The following is a 16767-nucleotide window of genomic DNA, read 5'->3' as shown; positions in this document are numbered from 1 at the left end:
GTTATTGTCCTTTGAAAGCGACTTGAGGATTTTGTACCCGGTGATCCTGGCTGACATAAACCGGCGAGAACCCCGATGCTAAAGCCTGCAAGGAAGGGATGTTTTGGTCTAATCGGTCGCCATAAATCCAAAGATTGGTTAAGACCCGCTGGACATAGAGGCGGGTTTCCCGAAAAGGGATACGTTCAATAAAAAGCAGGGGATCTTGATCATATGAAAACCGTCTTTTCCATTTGGCTACCCTGGTTGGTCCTGCATTATAAGCAATTGTCATTAAAATTAAATCGCCCCTGACATCTTCATTGCCTAACAGTTGAAAGATATAATCTTGAGCGATCGAGAGGTTAACTTCGGGAATTAACAATTCACGCTGATTATTGCGTAATGGGCGGTTATTGGTTATGTGATAGGCGGTATCAGGCATTAACTGCATCAAACCGCTAGCCCCTTTGCGGCTGAGGGCGTTTGGGTTGAAGCTTGATTCTTGCCGCATGACAGCATACAGCAAGGCTGGATCAATTTTAAAACCCCCTTGAGGCGACCAATTGGGAATCGGATAAAGGCCAGTCATCAAGTTATTATTATTTAAAATCAAATGTTGATTCCGGGCACTGGTTTGGAAGCTTAGGTTAGTAAAATTAAGTTGTTGGGAGAGGGTAAGCAAGGCTTCAATCGTTGGTGCATCCGCTTGTTGGCGCAGCACATGCAACTCATCTTCTGCCAAGGCGGCTTGGTTAACCTGTAAAAGAGCCAAGGCGCGCTGTCCACTGGGGTAACGCTGGATATGGGCAACGTCTTTTGCGCTGAAATCGGGATGTGACCAATCAACCGTTGGCGATATCCCCAAAATCTTAACGGCCAATTGCCCATAAAAAGTACGGGGATAATGGGTGGCAATCGTCATCCATTCGGAATATTTTTGCGGGTTGCCGATTTTCAAATACCCTCTGGCTGCCCAGAATGCTCCGGCTGAAGCAACCCAGGGAACGTTCTGGAATTTTGTTCCCACTTTCTCAAAATTTTTAATGGCTAAGGGATAGTTGCCATTCACCCATGCTTGTAAACCCTGTTTCCATTCAGGACCAGCAGCGATCATGTTCATGTCGGGGTTGCCGTCCTTGAACAGTTTAAATTGTGGTTTAGGGATTGAACCGGTGCTGTTGGTCGCAGGCTTACGGTGAACAGCCAAATTATAAATGGCTTCTGCCTGTGGATGATTACTATATTGTTTGAGCCATCCCACAAGTTCCAGGTAACTCGATTTGTACGCAACATGCAATAAACGCTGCGCTTTGATATGGCCCATTAAAAGCGGATCGGTTAATTTTTTAATCAGTAAATCTGCTTTTGCCCAATCACCCTGTTGTTGTAATGTAAATATTTGCTCATAAAACTGGGCATTGGTATGATCCAACATCCCAATAGGGGACAACCCCTCTAATCCTAGGCTGGATAGGGGTGTCTGTGCTTTTAAGGAAGGGGAAGCCACTGCTAAAAATAAAATCAACCCAACAGCAATTTGGAACCAACGGTCTTTTGTACGTGCTGGGTACAGGATCATTCGGGTATTCTCCAAAGAAACATCTGATTGAAGCCACTGTTTCATAGCGGTTTTTTCAGGGATTGGCAAGCAGGTATAAAAATAACTTATAAATTTGACCTAGGTGTTGGAACAAAAACCTTCTGCCTGCAATCAAAAGATGGAGGGTGTTTTTTAACGGGGGAAAACTATCTGAGTTTACGCGAATGACCAAAAATGCGCCCAAAAAATATCGGGTTTTTAGGGGAAAATGGGTGATGGATTGATGAATGATTCTCTAGTTTTTTCTAGTATCTAATTGAAACAAAGGCCATGATTGCAAACGCTTCATCTTGCTGCTAAGCTGTTGCAACTGATTCGTTTGAAATATATCAGGGAAGTATTTTTTCTTTAATCAGCCGGTCTTCAATAGTTAATAAATCGCGCCATATCATACGCTTCTGGCCGGGCTGACGCAATAAAAAAGCCGGATGGTAAATGGGCATGGCTGGGATGGGACTGCTTAAGAAATTATTTTGATAAGGGAACCATTGCCCGCGGATTTTCATGATCCCATCCGGCTTTTGCAACAGGGCCTTGGCGGCAATCCCGCCCACCAAAATCAGCATGGAGGGGTTAATTAAAGCAATCTGCTTCTCAACAAAAGGCAAACACGCGGCAATTTCGGAGGTGGTGGGTGCGCGGTTTCCCGGTGGGCGCCAGTAAATCACATTGCTGATATAGATATTTTCCCGGTCGAGCTTGATCCATTTAATCATGCTGTCTAGTAATTGACCGCTCATGCCGACAAAGGGCTTACCCAGCCGGTCTTCATCCGCACCCGGTGCTTCGCCGATAAACATGATACGGGCATTGGGGTTTCCGTCACAAAACACTAGGTTGGTCGCGGTATCTTTAAGGGGGCAACCATCAAAATGCAGCAACAACTGCCGCAATTGCTCAAGGTCGGAAACTTTAGAGACGGATTGATAGGTATCTTGGAAAACTTCTTGGCTTGAAATGTCAGCAGAAGCCATTTGCGGCCCAATAGCAGATTTAGCAGGCTGAAGTGAGATTGGTTGGTTGGTGGAAACAGGTTTTTCTTGTTTTTTTTTCATGATTTTCCCTGGTATATTTGATGTAAAATTTTCAACCCCTGCCAATTGCCATTGGGTGATTAGCAATTGCCAAAGATGGGAAGGGGATTTTTGGTCAGTCATTATCTCAATCTTTCAGCCACCTGATTAGGTTCCTACAGGGTCGTTAATGAATAAAAATGGAGTATGGCAGAAAAAAACTTTTATCAAAATAGATTTTTCTTGCTATGAAAAAATATTAGGATGGGAATATGTTAGAACATATTAAGGAAAAATATGGCTATTAAATATTCTATTAAGGGATGATAGGACGGGGAGCAGGGATGAAACAAGAGGAATTGGCCTATGATATCGTGATTGTAGGGGCGGGTCCTGCCGGATTGTCAGCAGCCATCCGTTTAAAACAATTAGCGCAACAGGCTAGCAAAGAAATTTCGGTATGTGTGGTTGAGAAAGCGTCCGAGGTGGGTGGCCATATTCTTTCAGGTGCCGTGCTTCAGCCTAGTGCCCTCAACGAATTATTACCAGATTGGTTGACCTCGCCTCCACCTTTAACAACGGCGGTTACGCAAGATGCCTTTTATTTCTTAACTAATAAAAAATCTCTCCGCTTGCCGACCCCAAGGCCTATGAAGAACCACGGGAATTACATTATCAGTCTGTCCCAATTTTGCCGCTGGTTAGGGCAAAAAGCTGAAAGCTTAGGGGTTGAAATCTATCCCGGTTTTGCTGCCGCGGAAGCCATCATTGGGGAAGATGGACAGGTCGGCGGCATTATTACCAATGCTCAGGGCGTGGATAAAGGTGGTAACCCGACTAACCAATATCAAGCAGGGGTGATGATTCACGCGACCTATACCCTTTTTGCAGAAGGTTGCCGAGGTTCTTTAAGTGAACAATTGATGCAGAAATTTCAATTACGTACGCCTGCTAACCCGCAAACCTACGGCATCGGCTTAAAAGAATTATGGGAGATTCCTGAAAATTTGCACCAAGCGGGCAAGGTTGTCCATACCATCGGTTGGCCGCTTGACCAAGGAACTTATGGCGGATCTTTTGTCTATCATTTGGATAAAAAATTACTGGCGGTGGGTTTTGTTATTGGTTTGGATTACCGTAATCCTTACTTAAATCCCTATCAAGAGCTGCAGCGGTTTAAAAACCATCCCTTCCTGCGCCCCTTGCTTGAAAATGGCAAACGCCTCTCTTATGGTGCCCGAGCGTTGAATGAGGGTGGCTTTCAATCCATTCCCAAACTTATTTTTCCTGGAGGCGCCATTATTGGTTGTGCGGCGGGTTTTCTGAATGTGCCAAAAATTAAAGGTACGCACACCGCGATGAAATCTGGCATGATTGCTGCTGAAGCTGCTTTTGGGGCGGTTACCAACACAGTTCCTGCTCAAAACCAAACGGCCAAAAAATTGTTGGTACAATATCCTAAAGAGCTTAGAAAATCATGGGTTTGGCAGGAATTAAAACGCGTCCGTAATATCCGGCCATCTTTCCGCTTAGGCTTATGGGGCGGACTTTTATATTCTGCCCTTGACACTTACATCTTGCGCGGGCGTTCGCTTTGGACTTTTAGCCATCATGCTGATCATGAAAGCTTACTGTTAGCGTCGCAAGCACCTAAAATAAACTATCCCAAACCCGACGGTCGGATCAGTTTTGACTTGATGTCATCAGTCTTTTTATCCAATAGCTTGCATGAGGAAAATCAACCCTGCCATCTGAGGCTGAAAGACCCTTCGATCCCCATCCAATATAATTTGCCCTTATATGATGCGCCGGAACAGCGTTATTGCCCAGCTGGCGTTTATGAGATAATCGAGGAGCAGGGGCAGCCGAAATTGCAAATCAATGCCCAAAATTGCATCCATTGCAAAACCTGTGATATCAAAGACCCTAAGCAAAATATTGTGTGGACCACCCCGCAGGGTGGAGGTGGGCCAGGATATTCGGAGATGTGATTGTTTTGATGGCTGACCATGGCATATTTTCCTGAAATAACTTCCGAAACCACCAGGAATTTATTTTCAGGGATAGAAATCCTGATATAAGAGTTGACAGGATTTTAATAATATTCTACAAAACCTGATCTGTTTTATAAGGTATTGGGTATAGAAGGTAGGTCGTGATGAGAGTTGCAAATTCCTTAAAGGCCGCCAAGGCGCGCCATAAAGATTGTTTGGTTGTCCGCCGTCGTGGGCGCACCTATGTTATCAACAAGACAAACCCGCGCTATAAGGTTCGTCAAGGTTAGGTTTATCAAGGCTATAGAACCTGGATGATAAGGCTTAAAAATCTTAAGTTTTAAAAAGGAAGAAATTAATTTCTTCCTTTTTTCATTTGGGCGTGCCTTAAAATTCCATCAACAGGACGATAAATCTGCTGCAGTCCATTTTGGGTTTTAGGGGTTGACCATCTACTCTTTCCTTTCTGGGGAATATTTGATATCTTTCGCGTATTGTAGACGTCAAATTATAGGTTAGTAGATGCTGGGAGCAAAAACATGTTGAAAAAACTATATATTGGATTATTAACCAGCTTTCTAAGCATGGGGGCTGCCCAAGCGGATCAATATGACAAACGTTTGCCAGAACTATTTAATAAATTAAAAACTGCCCAAAACCCAACTGATGCCAAAGTTGCTGAAAAACTCATTTGGGAAATTTGGTATCATGCCCCCAATGCAACGGCTGGGAATTTATTATCAAACGGTATGCATGCTATGGTTACCCACGATTATGCGGGTGCGTTGGACAATTTTAATCAGGTGATTGCCTTAATCCCTGATTTTGCCGAAGCTTGGCATAAGCGGGCAACCATTTTGATGATGATGCAAGAATATGACCAAGCGAAAACCGACTTGGAGAAGGCATTGGAATTAGAGCCCCACCATTTCTCCGCGCTAACCCGGTTGGCTTACGTGTATTTGTTTCAAGGACAGGAAAGACAAGCCTTGTCTATTTTCCGCCAAGCCTTGGAAATTAATCCTTATTTAACATCCGTGCGCCAAACAATTGACGATTTGCAATTAAAATTGGAAGACCGGCCTTTATAGGCTCCTTGATACAAGCAAGGTGTTATAGTTTATATTACAATTGTTTAAGTGGCCCAAGTTTGGCCAGCAACACGCAAAAAGTTTTCCCCAAGAATCCCCAGAATATCTTTTTCCTTATACCCTTTTTTTAGCAAAGCTTCTGCAATTTGAATGAAAGATTCAGGTGGGGCATAGGTCATGCCGGAGCCGTATCCAGCTTCTGGCGGCCACCACAACGCTGCTTCAAAATTGGGCGGGTTATCATCAATGCCTTTGATAAAACTGAAATCCAAGCCCAACCCAACATGCTTGGCACCCACCCGTTGTACCAAATAATCGATATGGGGGATCATGGTTGTAGCGTTGGCCGGTTGGTCGCTTAAGAAAATGCCAATCCCATTAACCCCGATGACGCCACCGGTTGCAACACACCGATCGATTTGATCATTGCGGATATTGCGGGGATGATCCTTTAAAGCGGCACAATTGGCATGGGAGAAGATAACGGGTTTTGTTGATATTTCCATGATTTCCATACTGCTGCGATAACCCGTATGCGAGCAATCCATGAGCAATCCCAAGCGGTTGACTTCATTTACCAAACGCCGTCCGTAATTACTTAGGCCGATGTCGCGGCCATGACAGCCGCCAGCAGCCTCATTGTCACGGTTATAGGCAAAATGGATTTGCCGCACCCCTAAATCATGGAACAGGCCCAGCATATCTAAATCTTGGTCCAGCATAACCGAACCTTCAAGATCAAATGTAATCCCTAATTTGCCTAGTGATTTGGCATGCCTGACATCATCGATGGCGTTAACCAGCATAAATTCATCGGAATGTTGTCTGATCCAACTGCGGAAATAAGCCAACACCCGGATACAATCAGTCCAAGGGTTAAAATCCATGCCCACATTGATGGAAACGTAGTCAATTCCCGCTTTTTTGTGGCGCGATAGGGGTGATAAATCAATCCCCGTTTTTAAAGGCAGGCAGCTATGGGCATCCCAAACCAAAGCTTTTTGGTAAAGAAGGGGTGTTTTAACAAGTTGGTTCATGGGCGCGGTTCTCCTAAACGTTGGGCGAGGGAGGCATATAAAAACCGATCAATGTCGCCGTTTAATACGGCCAAGCTATCGGTTGTTTCTTCTTCCGTACGTAAATCTTTAATCATTTGATAGGGATGTAAAACGTACGAGCGGATTTGGTACCCCCAGCCGATCTCCGTTTTCTTAGCTTGTTCAGCGGCAGCCTTGTCTTCCCGGATTTGCAACTCCCGTTCATACAGGCGCGAGCGCAACATATCCATCGCGGTGGCCCGGTTGCGGTGCTGGGAACGGTCTGATTGGCATTGGACGACTATGTTGGTGGGAATATGGGTAATCCGGATCGCGCTGTCAGTTTTATTAACATGTTGACCGCCAGCCCCTGAAGAGCGATAGGTATCAACCCGCAAATCCTTTTCCTGGATATCGATATTGATGGTGTCGTCGATCACGGGATAGACCCAAACCGAACAAAAACTAGTGTGTCGGCGGGATTGGCTATCAAAAGGCGAGATCCGCACTAGGCGGTGGACGCCGCTTTCAGATTTCAGCCAGCCGTAAGCCCGAAACCCAAGGATTTTTACCGTGGCTGATTTCAAGCCTACTTCCTCGCCTTGGCTTTCCTCTAAAATTTCGGTTTTATAGCCATGCTGTTCTGCCCATCTTAAATACATGCGCAATACCAATTCCGCCCAATCTTGTGCCTCGGTACCGCCCGCACCTGCATGAACCTCGAGATAACTGTCATTGCCGTCTGCCTCGCCCGATAACAAGCTTTCCAATTTACGTTTACGGGCAATGTCTTGTAAATCAGCCAAAGACTTTTCAGCTTCCTGCAAAATATCTGCTTCGTTTTCTTGTTCAGCCAATTCAATCAAGCCAATATTATCGGCCAGTTGATTCTTTAACTGCTGATAATTGTTGAGGGCTTGCTGTAATTTGTTGCGTTCTTTTAAAATCTTTTGGGCTTGTCCCGGCTGCTCCCACAAAGTGGGATTTTCGGCCATTGCGTTCAGTTCATCCAAGCGTAGGGTCGATTTTTCAAGGTCAAAGATACCTCCCAAGCAGATCAATTGCCCGGTTGATATCGTCGACCACAGTCATTAATTCGGCACGCATTTTAACTGGCCTTTATAATTTAAATAAAACTTTTAATGGCTTGATTCGCCTGTATCAAAAGATCATCAGGATACCTAATATGTTAGTAGATACCGTCATCCGAATTGTCAATCCCATCCGTCCCGGGCTGCTGCGGTGAATCTGGCGTGGTGGAGTCTTCACCAAAGACATTTGGCTGCTGGTCACCTGCTTTTGGCTCGGTACCTAGCTTAAAAACTTCTAAAATAGAATCGGGATTGGCAGGGGTTGCTAATTTACCGGTTTTACTGTCGATCCTTACAAATCGAATGCCTGGGGGTACGCGAAAAGGACTGGCTGGCTTATCTTTTAATGCTTCTAGCATAAAATTTTTAAAGATGGGGGCTGCCAAAGTGCCCCCTTCTTCCCGCCCACCCAGACTTAACGGCTGGTCGTAGCCTATATAAACACCAACGACCAAATCAGGGGAAAAACCAACAAACCAGGCGTCATGGTGATCATTGGTAGTGCCGGTTTTGCCAGCCAAGGGTTTACCAACGGACTTGACGACGATTCCCGTGCCATTTTGGACAACACCTTCAAGCAGCGAAACCATTTGGTAGGCGGTCGTGGGTTCAACCAGTTGTTCACGATTATCGGCAATCACTGGCATCTCAAGGATTTTCAAAGGTTGGCAATCGCTGCAATCCCTTTGGTCATGGCGATAAATGGTCTGGCCATAGCGGTTTTGAATGCGGTCGATGGTTGAAGGAATGATTTGATGGCCGCCATTGACGATCATCCCATAAGCGGTTGTTAATTTCAGCAAGGTTGTTTCACCGGCTCCCAGGGACATTGCCAAAATGGAGGGCAGTTTGTCGCTGACACCGAATTTTGTTGCATATTCTACCACTTTATCCATGCCAATGGCCTGGGCTAAACGGATCGTCATCAAATTACGGGATTTGGTGATCCCCAGCCGCATGGTGCCAGACCCGTAATATTGCTGGGTATAATTTTCCGGTCGCCATGGCGGCAAACCGTGCCCTTGGTCGATCAGGATAGGGGCATCTAACAGGATTGTAGCTGGTGTATAGCCACTATCCAAAGCCGCCATATAAACAAATGGCTTAAAAGCAGAACCCGGTTGCCGCTGCGCTTGGGTGGCCCGGTTGAATTGACTGCTTTTGAAATCCCAGCCACCGGTCATCGCCAACACACGCCCGGTATGTGGATCTAATGCTACGATCGCACCGCTGACCTTCGGCACCTGACGCAGTTGATAGGTTTGTACAACAGGTGTAGCAATAGGCGTGAGTGAATTTGTTGCTGGTGTCGCGGCTGTTTTTAAGGGTTCCACCAGAATAACATCCCCCCTTTTTAAGGCATCAGCAGTTTTTTGAACAGTCGGGGATAGATTGCCGTTATCGAGGATACGGCGGGCCCATTTCAATTCATCCAGACTAATCTGGCCTTTTTGGCCACTATTTAATCCGATAATTGCCAATTTGTCTTGGGTTTCCAAAACCACAGCCAATTGCCATTGATGATAGGCTGGATTTGTAGGGACTTTCTTTAACTCTTGACTCCAATTTTGGTCGGTGATGGCAATATTGGTGATTGGGCCACGATAGCCATGGCGCCGGTCATAATCCACCAATCCTGCCCACAATGTTTGATTGGCAATTTCTTGCAATTGTGGATCTAGTGAGGTTTTAATAGATAGCCCACCCTGGTACACTTCCTTTTCACCGAATTGGGCAATGGCGGTACGCCTTACCTCTTCCGTGAAATAATCAGCCTCGAACTGCTGTCTGGCTTGCGGCTGTCTTGGCACTAAAGGTTGCTGGATGGCCAATTTGGCCTCTTCCGCGGAAATATAGCCATCATCCATCATCCGGCCAATCACCCAATCGCGGCGTTCTTTGGCGGCTTTGGCTTGACGGATGGGTTGATAATTCTCAGGCCCCTTAGCCAAGGCTGCCAAATAGGCAGCTTCGGCAATGGTTAATTCATCAAGCGATTTATCAAAATAGTTCAAGGCCGCTGCCGCAATCCCATAACTGCGCGGTCCTAAATAGATTTCATTCAAATATAATTCCAAGATCCGGTCCTTGGAATAGGTTTGCTCAATCCGAAAGGCCAATATCATTTCTTTGATTTTGCGGCTGAGTGCTACTTCATTGGTTAAAAAAAAGTTTTTAGCGACCTGTTGCGTGATGGTGGAGGCACCGATGGGTCGCCGATCGCTGCCTTGAAACAGATTTAACGCATTGATCAAGGCAGCCCGAACTAATCCTGGGACATCAATGCCTGAATGGCTGTAAAAAGTCTTATCTTCAGCTGATAAGTAGGCATAAACCACGCGTTTAGGGATCGAAGTTATAGGTACGAAGATGCGCTTTTCAGAGGCGTATTCAGCCAATAAACTGCCATTGCCAGCGTAGATACGGCTAACCACCGCTGGGTAATATTCCTGTAATGCCTGGTAATCCGGGATATCTTTCGAATAATGCTGATAAAGGGCAAATACAGTCAAACCGCTGGTGGTTAAAGCCATCATGATCAGAAAAGAAAATACAGTCCATAATTTACGAAACATTATCAACCTTTACAAAAAAAGATGAACCAATCAAATTTTCTATTTTATAGAAAGCATTTTTATCCTTAGTGTCCCGGGAACGAATTATTTTTCCACTTCCTATATTTTTGAATAGCACGCTTTAGCGCCTGCACCAATTTATCTTGATGGGATGGCGAATTCAGCAGCGCCTCTTCCTGGATATGCGATAAATACCCCGCTTCAAGCAAAATGGATGGCACTTCTACTGCCTTTAAAACCATAAAGCCTGCGGAGCGGTGGCTATTCCTCAGGAGTGTAGTCTCTTTACCAATTTCTTTCAATACCAAAGAGGCAAAAACTACCGACCGGGTATTGGTTTCATGTTGCAACAAATCAATTAAAATGGCACTAACTTGCCGATCTTGTTCTTCCCATATGACCCCCCCAATAATATCCGCCTTATTTTCTTTATTGGCCAGTGCCTGGGCTTCGGCGTCTGAAGATTTTTCGGATAAAGTATAAACTGACATGCCCCTTAGAGATGAGTCGGCATGGGAATCGGCATGGAAGGAAATAAACAAATCTGCTTTCATGGAACGGGCGAAATGAACGCGTTGGCTGAGAGATAAAAAGCGATCATCTTCACGGGTCATATAGACCATATAGTTACCTTCTGCTTCCAACAAAGATTTTAATTTTTTGGCAAGCGATAGGGTAATTTGTTTTTCTTGGGTGCCGTGGATACCAACTGCTCCCGAATCAATGCCGCCATGCCCTGCATCAATCACAACAATCATTTTGGGGTGGTTATCGGCAATCTGAGAACTTATTAATGGCTTGAGTGGCGGAATAGGGGGGAAGTCTATGGAATCTGCAGATGTAGCCAAGCTTATACCGGCATGATTTAACTCCTGCCAGCTATTGATACCTATGATAGTAGGGGCAGAAGGAGAGGTTAGAGTGGCCCGAGCCATGACTTGCTGCTGGAAACGCTCGGGTGAGACCGGAATTAAATCAATCACCACCCGGACATTACCATTGCCTGGGTTAGAAATAATTTCTGGTTGCTTGGCCCAAGCGGCAGATGTTAGTTCAATCACCACATAAAGTCCGGTTTTGGTATCCCCTTGATAGGTAAGGCTTTTAACCAACCCTCGATTCTCAACGGTGGGATTCAGGCGGCTATTGGTTTTTTCCAAGCCGACAATCAACCGTTGGGGTGTGCTGGAGGCAAAAATGACGAAGGCAGGTTGGCTAGATAACTCAAAAACCATCCGTGTTTTATCGGTATGCTCACCAATCCGTATTGCTTTTAATTCATGGAGAGCTTGCCCAAAACTGGGAGCCGCAGAAAACGGGCAAAAAACGGCAATATAGAGAAATACCCGCTGCAACCATAAAAGACATTGGCATAAAATATGAACCCTTGCAGGCGCAGGGGAGTGAACCAATAATCCGACAGTTTCTTTTTTTAAAACCCCAATCATTTTTTAAGTAACGAACTTTCTCATTTATACAAACAACCCATAAAAGACTTGAAATATTGGCCAAACTAGCACTATTTAGGACAGATCGCAAACGGACTTTTGTAATTTTTTTTAAATCGAACTTGCTATATCAATGATTTATAGGTATTCCTAACGAAGAATAAAATCTTTTAAAAAAAAGATGATCCTTAAGCCCGGCACCATTTGCGATTGTTGTATTTATTAATATTCTCGATTATTTACCTAGCATGTTTAAAATAAGTTTACCTACCGCTCAGCCAACCACTTCTTCCCATTTTTATCATGATAAATGTGGCAGAAAAAAGGCTTTGCTTGGATGGTTCCTTTTAAGTACAGGCGCGATCAGCCGTTTATTATTGACCATAGGGAATAGCCGATTTTTACCGGACTTTCAGTACTCTCAACACACAAAACACTTACATTCACGAGCGCTCATAACTTATAGGCTTCGGTCCCCATTAAAATGGCTGACGGAGGATAAGCGCTACCGTTGTCAAGGAAAAGAATTAAATGAGCAAAAAAATGTTAATCGATGCCTCCCATCCGGAGGAAACACGGGTCGTTGTTCTTGATGGAAAAAAACTAGAAGACTTTGATGTCGAAACGACGCATAAAAAACTTGTTAAAGGTAATATTTATCTTGCCAAGATTGTCCGTATAGAACCATCGCTGCAGGCAGCCTTCGTTGAATATGGCGGTAATCGCCACGGTTTTTTACCCTTTAGTGAAATACATCCCGATTATTACCGTATCCCGATTGAAGATAAGATTGCCTTAGAAAAAGAGCTGGAGGCAGAAAGATTTAGTGACTCCTCTATGTCCGTCGCTGCTGGTGGTAAGGGTGAACAGGGTGAGGATATAGGTTCTGAAAATAGTCTTTCGGATGAAAAATACCAAAAACATCCCGAAGATATTGCAAAAATGAATCAAGAAGGGCAGGACCTAAGCCAACAACCTGAAATTTTGGCATCAGATCCGAATAATTCTCAGACTCCGCCGGATCCAGTTGAAGGCAATGTATCTAGGTATCCGCAAGAAATTCTATATGGGGACGATACGCCGAAGAATAATGAAGGATCAGCCACGCCTGGGATAATTGCTAATGAATCTGCGGTGAATGCTTTGGAATCCCTGGATGCTTCAGATCATCATGCACACCAGTCAGCGGAATCAAACACATCTACAGAGCAGTTGCGTGCTGAAGACGAGAATGCTCAGGGGGCAAATACCACGTCTGACGAATCATCGGATGTCGAAATTATCGGCGGGGTAGAAGAAATTGAGGCAAATAGACGGTTAATTTATCAACGTTTATTGCGGCGCTATAAAATCCAAGAAGTCATTAAACGCCGCCAGGTGATGTTGATTCAGGTGACTAAGGAAGAAAAGGCCAATAAAGGGGCCGCTATTACCACCTATATTTCTCTGGCGGGACGTTATTGCGTATTAATGCCGAATTCCGGCAGAAGTGGCGGGGGGGTTAGCCGCAAGATCACGTCAGCTGCAGATCGCAAAAGGTTAAAAGCCATTATTGATGAGCTCGAAATGCCCAAGGGAATGGCGGTTATTATCCGCACGGCTGGCAGTGAGCGTTCCAAATCAGAAATTAAGCGTGATTGTGAATATCTAACGAGGTTGTGGGGGGAAATACGTGAATTAACCATCCATTCTTCTGCCCCTAGTTTGGTTTATGAAGAAGCGAATTTGATCAAGCGGGCGGTGCGGGATTTATATACGAAGGAAATTGAGGAAATCATTGTTTCCGGCGACGAAGCCTACAAAACAGCGAAAGCTTTCATGCGGGTATTGGTACCGAGCCATGCTAGGCGCGTCCAGCAAGATCGCAATGAAACCATCCCCTTATTTCAGCAATATGAGGTGGAAAGCCTATTATTGGCCTTGTTGAATCCACGGGTGCAATTGCGCTCCGGTGGATATATCGTCATTGACCACACGGAAGCTTTAGTGGCAATTGATGTGAATTCAGGACGTGCCACTCGGGAGCGCCACATTGAGGAAACGGCTTTAAAAACCAATTTAGAGGCAGCGGATGAAATCGCCCGTCAAATTCGTTTGCGCGACTTATCAGGGTTGATCGTCATTGATTTTATCGACATGGAGAGCGCTAGTAATAACCAGGCGGTCGAACGGCGTTTAAAGGATGCGATGAAGATTGATCGGGCCCGGATCCAAATCGGGCGGATCAGTACGTTTGGTTTGCTTGAATTGTCCCGGCAGCGCTTGAGGCCTAGCTTGCTTGAGAGTAATTCGCAGGTTTGCCATTTCTGTGGCGGTAGCGGCCACTTGCGTTCAACCGAATCAATTTGTCTTGATATTATACGCCAAATTGAATCGGACGGCTTTAAAAAACCCGGCTTCGAGATCCAAGTGGTAGTGGCTCCGGTTGTTGCTACCTATATCCTGAATTATAAGCGTCATGTATTGGCTGATATTGAGAAACGCCATCATTTGGCGGTTGTCTGGATGATTGATGAAAAGGCTTCCCCGATTGACTTTAAAATCAATTATCTGGGCGAAATCGTTGTTATTCCGAAAAACGTTAAAGTATCAGCCCCAGCTATTGAGCAAGAGACATTGCCCGGGAAGGATATTTTTGCCCATATTCGCGGTGATGAGGAGAATGAAGAGGAACAGCCCAAGCAACGCGAACGTCACCACCAAGTGAAAGCAAGCGCAGAAAGCGGCTTGCAAGAAAAAATGGAAACTACCGAATTACCTGATCTTGAAAACGTGGCATCAGCTGAATCGGTTCATGAAAAAATTGCCGAACAAACCCCGCCTGCTGAAGGGGAAAACTCGCTTTTTCAGGAAAAACGCAGAAGGGGCGATCGTCGTAACGATTATGGGCGTGGCAATAAACCAAAAGGCGAACTGCGTCATCCGCGAAACAAACAGCGCGGGCAGGGACCTTTCCCTCGTCCACCCCGGAATCAGGCACAAATTGACCAAACTTCATCCGCTATTTCACCCGAAAATGTAGGCGAATCGGCGGTGTTAACTAACCCGCAGCCGATAATACCGCCGAAAAAAGAGGAAGTGATGAAAGTTCTTTACTCCTCCGATGGCAGGGCAGGGCAAGACATCCAGACGAAAACGCCAGACAGGGAACAATCAACACCGGTTTATACCGCTCGGGAATCATCGGTATCATCACCCCCATTGTTTTCAGACAAAGAAAGTGATGGCAACCGTCATTCCCAAAACAGGCAAAAACAAGGGCCGGATGCTGAGGCATCCAATAACCCGGCAACTGCAGAAAAGCAGCGCAAAGGTTGGTGGCGTCGGTTAATCAGCTAAAGGTGCTGGCTCAATTTATTATTACGTTTTAAGGGACATGAATGATAGAACCGGAGAAAATATCCCCAATCTTTGCCAATGATGCCGACAAAGCATTGGAACATATATTGAATATTTATGAACAGCACACCAATTTTTTACGCGATGCTTTTAGAAAATTTTCAACTAAGGGACTTAAGGAACGCCACCGCGCCTATTATCCCTATGTGCGGTTGCGCAATGAACATTTTGCCCAACATGACACCCGTTTAAGCTACGGGTTTGTTTATAACCCTGGGGTCTATTATACCACGTTAACGCGTCCGCAATTGTTTAAAAGATATTTGCATCACCAAATGTCGCTGTTACTCCGCAACCATGGACTACCATTGGAAATTGGCGTCAGCACTACGCCCATTCCCATCCATTTTGCTTTTGAGGAAGGCATCCATCTAGAGAAAGGCTTGCCGGTTGAAAGCTTGCAATTGCTGCGGGAGATTTTTGACGTTCCGGATTTAGCCGTCATGAACGATAACATAGCCAATGGTACTTTCACCGTTGGTGAAGATTTTAGCAAGCCGTTAGCCTTGTTTACGGCACCGCGTGTCGATTATTCCTTGTTTCGGCTGAAACATTATACCGCCACTTCTTGCGAACATTTCCAAAATTTTGTGCTTTTTACCAATTATCAGTTTTATGTGGATGAATTTGTCAAATATGGTCATGAATTAATGCGGCAGGGGAAAAGCCGCTATATCGCTTTCGTTGAACCTGGCGATATTCGTACGCAAGCCAATAGTCGCTTTGCCGATCAAAATACCCCCAAACCATTGCCCCGTATGCCGCAAATGCCAGCTTATCACCTTGTGGCTCCGAACGACCAGGGGTTGACATTGGTTAATATAGGGGTTGGGCCATCCAATGCCAAAACCATTACCGACCATATTGCGGTGTTGCGTCCGCATGCTTGGATTATGTTGGGCCATTGTGCCGGGTTACGCAACAGCCAGCGCTTGGGCGATTACGTACTGGCTCATGGCTATGTTCGGATGGATCATGTTTTAGATGCGGATTTGCCACCTTGGGTACCATTGCCACCGCTCGCTGAAATCCAAGTTGCTTTGCAGCAGGCCGTTGGATCCATCACCGGGTTGCGTGGCTATGAATTGAAAAAGATTATGCGTACTGGTACGGTTGCGACGGTTGCGGACAGAAATTGGGAAATTCGTCCCCAACATGAACAAATGCAGCGTTTTAGTCAAAGCCGTGCGATTGCCTTGGACATGGAAAGTGCAACGATTGCAGCCAACGGCTTCCGCTTCCGGGTTCCTTATGGAACGTTATTATGTGTTTCTGATAAACCTCTTCATGGAGAAATGAAGTTGCCGGGGATGGCGAGTGCTTTTTATACCCAACAAGTTTCCCAACATCTGAAAATTGGCATCCATACCATGGAACTACTGGCTGATTTGGGCCTAGAAAGCCTTCATAGCAGGAAGTTACGTAGTTTTTCAGAAACAGCTTTCCAGTAACACACGCGATAGAATCTGGATGGCTTGTAAGGGGGCTACAGGGAAATAGTTATTCTTCATGCACCCATAAGTATAGGCGGCAAAA

At 45.3% G+C, this 16767-nt stretch carries 11 protein-coding genes; 5 read left to right on the top strand and 6 right to left on the bottom strand.

What is annotated here, in order from left to right; genetic code table 11:
* Nucleotide 1: 1 nt before the first annotated feature.
* A complete protein-coding gene (locus IPP67_08290; protein ID MBL0339137.1) occupies nt 2–1561 on the bottom strand; it encodes a lytic transglycosylase domain-containing protein in 1560 nt (519 codons plus the stop codon).
* 350 nt (nt 1562–1911) lie between these two features.
* Complete coding sequence (locus tag IPP67_08285) at nt 1912–2637, bottom strand: uracil-DNA glycosylase (GenBank protein ID MBL0339136.1); 726 nt, start codon at nt 2635–2637, stop codon at nt 1912–1914.
* 302 nt (nt 2638–2939) lie between these two features.
* Between IPP67_08285 and IPP67_08280 the strand changes: the two genes are divergently transcribed.
* The 3 genes from IPP67_08280 (at nt 2940) to IPP67_08270 (ending at nt 5680) form a co-directional block, all read left to right on the top strand.
* Nucleotides 2940–4586, top strand: coding sequence for an electron transfer flavoprotein-ubiquinone oxidoreductase (locus IPP67_08280; protein ID MBL0339135.1), 1647 nt, complete (start codon nt 2940–2942; stop codon nt 4584–4586).
* A gap of 167 nt (nt 4587–4753) precedes the next feature.
* On the top strand, nt 4754–4879 hold the full coding sequence (gene rpmJ / locus IPP67_08275; GenBank protein ID MBL0339134.1) for a 50S ribosomal protein L36: 126 nt from the start codon (nt 4754–4756) through the stop codon (nt 4877–4879).
* A gap of 249 nt (nt 4880–5128) precedes the next feature.
* Nucleotides 5129–5680 carry a tetratricopeptide repeat protein gene (locus tag IPP67_08270; GenBank protein ID MBL0339133.1) on the top strand — a complete coding sequence of 184 codons (552 nt, stop codon included), beginning with the start codon at nt 5129–5131 and terminating at the stop codon, nt 5678–5680.
* Between the two features lie 44 nt (nt 5681–5724).
* Here IPP67_08270 and IPP67_08265 read toward each other — a convergent pair whose 3' ends face one another.
* The 4 genes from IPP67_08265 to IPP67_08250 form a co-directional block, all read right to left on the bottom strand.
* Entirely contained in the window at nt 5725–6717 is a 993-nt protein-coding gene (locus IPP67_08265; protein ID MBL0339132.1) for a membrane dipeptidase, read from the bottom strand.
* Nucleotides 6714–7824 (bottom strand): peptide chain release factor 2 gene (gene prfB, locus IPP67_08260; protein MBL0339131.1). Its coding sequence is split into 2 segments (ribosomal slippage): nt 6714–7754 and nt 7756–7824, totalling 1110 coding nucleotides; the frame shifts between segments, so codons are not numbered across the junction. Before prfB ends, IPP67_08265 begins: the two co-directional genes overlap by 4 nt.
* A gap of 82 nt (nt 7825–7906) precedes the next feature.
* On the bottom strand, nt 7907–10384 hold the full coding sequence (locus IPP67_08255) for a penicillin-binding protein 1A (GenBank protein MBL0339130.1): 2478 nt from the start codon (nt 10382–10384) through the stop codon (nt 7907–7909).
* A gap of 65 nt (nt 10385–10449) precedes the next feature.
* A complete protein-coding gene (locus tag IPP67_08250; GenBank protein MBL0339129.1) occupies nt 10450–11832 on the bottom strand; it encodes an N-acetylmuramoyl-L-alanine amidase in 1383 nt (460 codons plus the stop codon).
* Nucleotides 11833–12363: 531 nt separating this feature from the next.
* Between IPP67_08250 and IPP67_08245 the strand changes: the two genes are divergently transcribed.
* Entirely contained in the window at nt 12364–15171 is a 2808-nt protein-coding gene (locus tag IPP67_08245) for a ribonuclease E/G (protein ID MBL0339128.1), read from the top strand.
* 41 nt (nt 15172–15212) lie between these two features.
* Nucleotides 15213–16682, top strand: coding sequence for an AMP nucleosidase (locus IPP67_08240; protein MBL0339127.1), 1470 nt, complete (start codon nt 15213–15215; stop codon nt 16680–16682).
* Nucleotides 16683–16767 lie beyond the last annotated feature (85 nt).

Source organism: Rhodospirillaceae bacterium (genome assembly GCA_016722635.1).
Taxonomy (GTDB): domain Bacteria; phylum Pseudomonadota; class Alphaproteobacteria; order JAEUKQ01; family JAEUKQ01; genus JAEUKQ01.
This window is presented reverse-complemented; position numbering and strand designations above follow the sequence as displayed.

Bases quoted from the DNA above. Each gene is read 5' to 3' on its own strand.
- IPP67_08290 (MBL0339137.1), bottom strand. From the start codon at position 1,561: ATGATCCTGTACCCAGCACGTACAAAAGACCGTTGGTTCCAAATTGCT.
- IPP67_08285 (MBL0339136.1), bottom strand. From the start codon at position 2,637: ATGAAAAAAAAACAAGAAAAACCTGTTTCCACCAACCAACCAATCTCA.
- IPP67_08280 (MBL0339135.1), top strand. From the start codon at position 2,940: ATGAAACAAGAGGAATTGGCCTATGATATCGTGATTGTAGGGGCGGGT.
- rpmJ (MBL0339134.1), top strand. From the start codon at position 4,754: ATGAGAGTTGCAAATTCCTTAAAGGCCGCCAAGGCGCGCCATAAAGAT.
- IPP67_08270 (MBL0339133.1), top strand. From the start codon at position 5,129: ATGTTGAAAAAACTATATATTGGATTATTAACCAGCTTTCTAAGCATG.
- IPP67_08265 (MBL0339132.1), bottom strand. From the start codon at position 6,717: ATGAACCAACTTGTTAAAACACCCCTTCTTTACCAAAAAGCTTTGGTT.
- IPP67_08255 (MBL0339130.1), bottom strand. From the start codon at position 10,384: ATGTTTCGTAAATTATGGACTGTATTTTCTTTTCTGATCATGATGGCT.
- IPP67_08250 (MBL0339129.1), bottom strand. From the start codon at position 11,832: ATGATTGGGGTTTTAAAAAAAGAAACTGTCGGATTATTGGTTCACTCC.
- IPP67_08245 (MBL0339128.1), top strand. From the start codon at position 12,364: ATGAGCAAAAAAATGTTAATCGATGCCTCCCATCCGGAGGAAACACGG.
- IPP67_08240 (MBL0339127.1), top strand. From the start codon at position 15,213: ATGATAGAACCGGAGAAAATATCCCCAATCTTTGCCAATGATGCCGAC.